Origin of the sequence: Shigella sp. FC1544, from assembly GCF_001722145.1 — a bacterium.
GTDB lineage: Bacteria > Pseudomonadota > Gammaproteobacteria > Enterobacterales > Enterobacteriaceae > Escherichia > Escherichia coli.
Genome location: NZ_MECT01000334.1, coordinates 1 through 1,076, shown reverse-complemented (window position 1 = coordinate 1,076; position 1,076 = coordinate 1). Strand labels below are relative to the sequence as shown.

Genomic DNA, 1,076 nt, shown 5'->3' with positions numbered 1-1,076 from the left:
TTTCTGGTGCGTACCGGGCTGAGAGGCGGTGTAAGTGAACTGTAGTTGCCATGTTTTACGGCAATGAGAGCAGAGATAGCGCTGATGTCCGGCAGTGCTTTTGCCGTTACGCACCACGCCTTCAGTAGCGGAGCAGGAAGGACATCTGATGGAAATGGAAGCCACGCAAGCACCTTAAAATCACCATCATACACTAAATCAGTAAGTTGGCAGCATTACCCCACTCTGTTTTCCCGATATTCGGTGGCATAAGGCAGCACGGCATAACCGCGCCAGTCGGTACGCACCCCCGTCTGGTTTTCGACTTTTGCATCTTTTGCGCCAGGCGCTTTAACAAGTACCACCGTATCGTTTAACGGCTGCCCCAGCGTTACGCCATTGGCATGAGCCAGTACCCCACCGCTGACTCCGTAATAGAGCTGCTTAATATCATCGCTATGGCTGTAACCGATATTGGCATTGCCGTAACCACCGCGATAATTCAGCGTGGCGTAGCCTGTACTTCCGCTATTACCATCGCCTCCCCCGGCATAGCCGGTTTGCACGCTATAGCTGAGGTTGTTGTCTTCCAGCAACGTACCGTATACACCAGCCAGATTGGTCATCCGACCGTTGAGATCGTGTGACATGCTGTAGCTGGCACTGGCATGTCGCCACTGAGATTTACTGTCAGAACGCAGCCAGTGGCTGAAAGGAATATTGACGTTAAGCGCTAACATCTGATCCCGTCCTTTTTGCCAGGCGTTTTTCGTCAGGCTATAGCTGAGCGTCCAGTTGATATCTTCGAACGCAGTATTTAATCCAGCCTGGAATTGCTCATCGACATTACTCGTTCCCCAATAAGTTTGATGGCTACGGTAATGCTGCCAACTTACTGATTTAGTGTATGATGGTGATTTTAAGGTGCTTGCGTGGCTTCCATTTCCATCAGATGTCCTTCCTGCTCCGCTACTGAAGGCGTGGTGCGTAACGGCAAAAGCACTGCCGGACATCAGCGCTATCTCTGCTCTCATTGCCGTAAAACATGGCAACTACAGTTCACTTACACCGCCTCTCAGCCCGGTACGCACCAGAAA

General features: G+C 51.2%; 2 protein-coding genes and 1 pseudogene. 1 reads left to right on the top strand and 2 read right to left on the bottom strand.

The window, feature by feature from the left end; all coding sequences use genetic code 11:
- A partial coding sequence (locus BGK49_RS27530) for an IS1 family transposase (protein WP_047664789.1) occupies positions 1–165 on the bottom strand: 165 nt, incomplete at its 3' end.
- A 56-nt stretch (positions 166–221) separates the two neighbouring features.
- Positions 222–854 (bottom strand): annotated as a pseudogene (locus BGK49_RS15830) (fimbria/pilus outer membrane usher protein); the annotation flags it as partial.
- 57 nt (positions 855–911) lie between these two features.
- On the opposite strand from BGK49_RS15830, the gene BGK49_RS27525 reads away from it, so the two are divergent.
- On the top strand, positions 912–1,076 hold a 165-nt coding region (locus BGK49_RS27525), incomplete at its 3' end, for an IS1 family transposase (RefSeq protein ID WP_047664789.1).